The organism is Streptococcus parasanguinis (genome assembly GCF_001578955.1).
Lineage (GTDB): Bacteria > Bacillota > Bacilli > Lactobacillales > Streptococcaceae > Streptococcus > Streptococcus parasanguinis_U.
Map to the genome: position 1 here is coordinate 411726 of NZ_KQ969689.1, position 5583 is coordinate 417308.

Annotated in this window: 6 protein-coding genes; 2 read left to right on the forward strand and 4 right to left on the reverse strand. The window is 39.7% G+C overall.

Features of this window, described 5'->3' with window-relative positions; all coding sequences use genetic code 11:
- Positions 1-3: 3 nt before the first annotated feature.
- The 4 genes from SPADD19_RS01945 to SPADD19_RS01960 are packed head-to-tail and all read right to left on the reverse strand — an operon-like array spanning position 4 to position 4506.
- Positions 4-1179 (reverse strand): aminoacyltransferase, encoded by a 1176-nt coding sequence (locus SPADD19_RS01945; protein ID WP_061455064.1) that lies wholly within the window; start codon positions 1177-1179, stop codon positions 4-6.
- A 5-nt stretch (positions 1180-1184) separates the two neighbouring features.
- The gene (locus SPADD19_RS01950; protein WP_049517838.1) at positions 1185-2396 is read right to left on the reverse strand and encodes an aminoacyltransferase; all 1212 of its coding nucleotides are present in this window, start codon (positions 2394-2396) and stop codon (positions 1185-1187) included.
- A 3-nt stretch (positions 2397-2399) separates the two neighbouring features.
- Positions 2400-3206 (reverse strand): sugar-phosphatase, encoded by an 807-nt coding sequence (yidA, locus tag SPADD19_RS01955; protein WP_003018921.1) that lies wholly within the window; start codon positions 3204-3206, stop codon positions 2400-2402.
- The gene (locus tag SPADD19_RS01960) at positions 3196-4506 is read right to left on the reverse strand and encodes an HD domain-containing protein (RefSeq protein ID WP_013903868.1); all 1311 of its coding nucleotides are present in this window, start codon (positions 4504-4506) and stop codon (positions 3196-3198) included. Before SPADD19_RS01960 ends, yidA begins: the two co-directional genes overlap by 11 nt.
- A gap of 115 nt (positions 4507-4621) precedes the next feature.
- On the opposite strand from SPADD19_RS01960, the gene SPADD19_RS01965 reads away from it, so the two are divergent.
- Together SPADD19_RS01965 and SPADD19_RS01970 are read left to right on the forward strand one after the other, a co-directional pair.
- The gene (locus SPADD19_RS01965; protein WP_049517835.1) at positions 4622-5005 is read left to right on the forward strand and encodes a YwiB family protein; all 384 of its coding nucleotides are present in this window, start codon (positions 4622-4624) and stop codon (positions 5003-5005) included.
- A 211-nt stretch (positions 5006-5216) separates the two neighbouring features.
- A partial coding sequence (locus SPADD19_RS01970) for a cation-transporting P-type ATPase (protein WP_241496404.1) occupies positions 5217-5583 on the forward strand: 367 nt, incomplete at its 3' end.

Consider the following 5583-nt stretch of genomic DNA (forward strand, 5'->3'; position numbering starts at 1 on the left):
GAGTTAGGAACGTCCTAATAGTTTCTTAATGAGAGAAATCATTTTGTATTTAAGAGGATGGGGATAATAACGGAAGGTTCCCATCTTACGAACGATGTAGCCATTGAAGTTCTGTTTAAAACGAAGAACACCGTCTGACCCGTCAAAGATTCCTTGAATGCCTAGGAAGTTATATAAGGTGATCCCTTTTTGTAATGCTCGCTTCATTGCATGGTATTGAATCAAGAAAGCAGCAGAAAATTTCTGATATTTAGTATAAGATCCTCCAAATAAATAAGTGACTTCTGAGGGGGTATAGATTATGAGAGCACATGCTAAAGGAACTGTTTCAGATTCTTTACCAGCTAAAGTTTCCCGAACAATATTCTTTTGTTTCTCTAGTTTTTGAAGTTGTTGCTCATATTGTTTAGAGGATGGATTTAGCAAGGAAATTTTCTGATCCAAGTGGGCAAGGGCAGCTGTTGAATTGATCTCAGCAACTACGAATTCCGCATTTGGACCAAAACTATCATACAAATCATAGTAGTAACTCAGACTTTTATCTTCAAAACCTTGTCTCTTACCAGTTTCCTCGATAATTTGTTTAAACTGAGGGATTTCTTCTCTGGTAATGTTTCGGATGGAAATATCATAGTTTAGGGCAGTCGTAATATTGCGACTACAGTTTTTGTTGAAGGATTTTAGTAGAGATTTTGAGTCAGCTTCCTTGATAGTTTTAAGATAGTGCCAAACAGGTTCTCCTCCAGGATAACCTGTTTGGAAACCATCATGTTGATAACCTAAGTTTTTAAGTGTATCTAAAAAATGGCTCTGTTCTTCACTGATTGGATTGCCGTCACTGTCAAAGGTTTGATAGTGATCATAGGGTTTAATAACTAGTTCAATAGCGCCATTTTTTTTCGCATAGCCTTTCAAAGCTGCATAGAATGGTTCTAGCAGGGTTTTCTCTTGGTAGAGGGGGCCAGAATTGATTTCCATATGGAGACCACCAGTCATGGAAAGACTGTACAAAATAGCCGCTACTTGGACTTGATCGTTTTGTTTCCAAGCGATAAATTGAACGGTATTTCCTCGCTTTTCAAGCAAATATGCCATTTCTACAGACTGGATGAAAGAGCGATGTGAGACGGTATTAGCAAATGAGGTAAATTCTTCTTTTGAAATTGTCGTGAGGGTCATGTGACTTATTTACTCCTTAATTTTTTCCGGATCTTGTAGGCCTTGTTTACAAGTGGATAGAGTGGACTGGTTGGAAGGTTGAATTCCCCAACAAATTCTTCTATGACAGGATTAAATTTTGATTTAAAATGATAGAGCCCCCCATCGAGTGAATTCTCAATACCTCCCATATTTTGCCAAGAAGCTCCCCGGTCAAAAGCGTGTTGGGCGGTTTCGTACCAGGTGAGGATGGCTGGTTGGTAACGACGAAATTCTTCATCCATTCCTGCATAAACATTTTCAGATGTCCCACCGAATTCAAGGGTTAAGGTCCCAGATAAAGGAACGACCTGTCTACCTGCTTGGAGATGTTGCTCAAGAAATTGCAGTTCTTCCTCTATGCGCTCTTTTTCTTTTTGGTTATTCTCAACCTTGCCAGGCTTTGTTTTTTCTGTGAATTTTTCAGCCTCAGCCTTGTTTTTTTCAAGATCTTTTGTAAGAGAGGTTTTCCGTTCTGCGAGATCTAGAGTAGATAAAGTAATGTAGGATTGTCCTTGGTAGGTTGTGAGCAGTTTTTCATAGTAGTCTTTTCCACGTAAATGAATACTTTTACGAGCTTCTGTCTTTTTCATGAGAGAAGCAAAGTCCTCTAACAATTCAGTCCCGCCAAATTGCACTTGGATCCCTTTGTTCCGAGCAGTTCGGATGGCTTGTCGAGTAGATTTTGAAAGATCTTGTTCGGTGAAAAACTCTTTGTGGATATTCGCTTGAAAGCGTGGTTGGATATTTTCTGCCATATCACTTGTTCGACCAGTCCATTCAATCCCTTCTTTTGTTAAGGTATCGATCACCGCTTGCACTGCAGGAGTTTCCGTATTTTCTTGTCCAATCAAGTGTTTGCTCAAGAAAATACTTGGATCAAATTTCACAAACAAGGCCTTGTATTGCTTGGCAATTTTTTTAAGGGACTGGATCACATATGAAACCAACTCTTTGTTTTGGTAGTCCATAATGGGGCCACGAGGAATATAGAGCATGGAAAAACCAAGTGGCAGGGGTTGGATCAAGATGCTTGCAACAGCGACTAACTGGTCTTCTTGATAAAAACCAACCCGTTCATTTCCCCAATTATCTTTGATTTTTGCCCATGAGCTACTCTGCAAGAGGTTGGTCTGATTACTCTGAATGACAAATTCATCATGTTCGGTGGTAGAAATTCCTAGTTGGTAATGGTACATTTTTTATAATACCCACTTTCTAATGGCATATGCAACGCCAGATTCATCATTTGATTTGGTAATATGTGTAGCAATTTTTTTGAGGGCTGGATTTCCGTTTTCCATAACGACAGAATGACCGACAACCTCTAACATAGAACGATCATTTTCCTCGTCTCCAATGGCCATGGTTTCTTCATTCTTGATTCCAAGTTGTTTAGCCAGATGGAGAACTGCAGCACCTTTATTAGTAGTTTTTCCTAGAATTTCTAAATAAAAAGGAGCTGATTTGACAATCGTGAAACGATCCTGAAATTCTTTTGGGATTCTTTTTATCGCAATATCCAGAATTTCAGGTTCATCGATATACATGACTTTGACAAATTCTTTCTCTCTAACTTCTTCAGGAGTTCGGTAAAAAACGGGCATATTGACCAGTTGAGATTCATGAATGGTATAGCGCCCAATATCTCGATTACTGGTATAAATGCCGTCTTTTGTAATGGCATGAGAGTGAATCTGAAGCTTGTTTGCAAGAGACTCGATATCGAGATAGTCCTCATAGGTTAAGAGGTCTTTGATAAGTTCATTTCCGGTAGCAGTTTCTTGAACCAAGCCACCGTTAAAAGTAATGACATAGTCTCCAGGATCCATCAGATGGAGTTCCTTTAAGAGTTTTGAAACGCCTGCAATGGGACGTCCAGTTGTAATGACAATTTTGACTCCTGCGGCTTTAGCGTCTTGAATGGCTTCAAATACAGAAGGTGTGATCTCTTTTTTTGAATTGAGAAGTGTACCATCGATATCGATCGCAACTAATTTAATGGACATCCGTCTCTCCTGTAAAATAATCATTGGTGATGTAGGAAGTGAATTCCTCTACTTGCTTACTGAAAAGTCCATTAACCTCCAGCATTTCTTTTGGGAAATAGAAGCGGTTGTCCCCATAGCGAGTTCCTGCTAAAGCAGCGACGAGTGGAGACAACTGAGACAATTCAGCGAGACTCCCATCTTTTCGAATCATCTCGATCTGGGTCCGTGGCTTTTCAAGCTCTGGTCGATAAATATCGTAGGGCAGGTCGAAATTTTGATGAATAGCGGTGTAGTAGGTAGGATTAAACCCAACCTCTTTAATCAATTTTTCAAGGATTGCTAAGTCTTTTCGCTTATCTTCTGTAAATAAAATCGATTTGAAAACTTTCCGATTAATATAGCGCTGAGCAAGATCAGACAGGATGGTATCTGGACTATCCATCCAGACTTGGAAATAGGTATTCATCACACCGTCATCTAGGTTTAGGTAGTCTTGAATGGTGACCTCTTCTTCAAAAAATGGAATCAAGCGAGGTGAAGTCAGTTGAAAATACTCTTTCTGATCTGGATAAATGGTTCTGGCGCGTTTGAGTAGATTTTGAAGGAGGACTTCCATGGCACGAGTAGCCGGGTGGAAGTAGACCTGCATATACATTTGATAACGGCTGACCACGTAATCCTCGACAGCGTGCATGCCATTTTGTTGGAAGGCAATGCCATTTTCAATCGGTCGAATGACGCGCAAAATACGGGTCAAGTCAAATTTTCCATAGGAAGCACCCGTAAAGTAGGCATCTCGTAGCAAATAATCCATCCGGTCCACATCAATTTGACTAGAAATCAATTGCACCACTTGTTTATTGGGATAGGTATGATCAATGACGCTGGCTACACGATTTGGAAAATCAGGTGCTACCTGTAAGAGGATCTGATTGACCTCCGTCTCTGGACTGGTGATGATCAGCTGGGTCATTTTTTCATGATCCGTCCCAAACAGTCCTTCGAAGGTATGGGAATAGGCACCATGTCCAATGTCATGAAGAAGAGCAGCTGTCATGGTCAGTAAGTTTTCATCAGAATTCCATTGTTCTGCATACTTTTCCTCAAAAATAGACAGAATGCGTCTTGAAATTTCATAGGCACCAAGACAGTGAGAAAAACGACTATGCTCCCCACCGTGGAAGGTAAATCCAGATGTCCCTAGTTGTTTGATGCGGCGTAGTCGTTGAAATTCTTTACTATTTATTAATTGATAAATGATGGGATGATCCACATGAACGTAATCATGCACGGGATCGCGAAAGACTTTTTCATTCATGGGTCTATTATAGCAAAAAAAAGCCTGTTTTGCGATCTAGAGGTTAATGGAGGCAGTCAAAATACGTAAAATTTGATAAAATAGTTAAGTAAGGAAAGATAAGAAGGAGACAAAGATGCAGATTCGAATTCAAAATACCATTCGATTTGGAGAAGAAATGGAAATCGTTGATCAGTACTATCAAGGAGAATGGAAGGAAAAAGCAGGTTTTCAATATCTCTTGTATACCAATGAAGAAGATGAAAAGGTTGCTTTGAAATTTTCCAACGATGAATTGGTCATGACACGATTCTCAAGTCCTAAATCCATCATGCGTTTCTACAAAAATGAAGATGGTGGGGCAATCATCCCAACTCCAATGGGCATTCAGCAATTTTTGATTACAACAGACCTCTTTCAATTAGAGGAAGGGAATTTGCAGCTCTCTTATCGCTTGTTAACTCTCGATGGAGAGCAGGAATTTGCCAATTACCAATTATTGGTTGAATGGGAAGAGTAGGCCTCATCAATTATTAGAGGTCTTGCTTGCTTTATTCTATAAAAATGGTATAATAAAAGCACTCAAGGGAGTAGCTGGCGGATTTCCGCGATAGTGTCGTCATTACGAAATTATTTCCGGCACTATATTAAACGGCGAGACTTGTTTTTTCAAACAGGTCTCTTTTTTGTGCAAAAGAGACCTAGTAGAAAGCTATAAGGAGGAAATTATTTTGTCAAAAGAACAAAATAAAGCTTTGTTTTATACACAGAGTAAAGAAGAAGTTCTAAAGGAATTGGACTCTTCAATTGAAGGCTTGTCAACTGCTCAAGCTCAAGAACGTTTAGCGACTTATGGTCATAATGAACTGGACGAAGGTGAAAAACGTAGCCTCTTGTCTAAGTTTATCGATCAGTTTAAAGATTTGATGATTATCATCTTGCTGATCGCCGCAGCTCTCTCTGTGATTACAGAAGGAATGGACGGCCTTACAGATGCTATGATCATCTTAGCCGTTGTTGTTTTGAACGCAGCCTTTGGTGTCTACCAAGAAGGACAAGCAGAAGCAGCTATCGAAGCACTGAAAAACATGTCTAGTC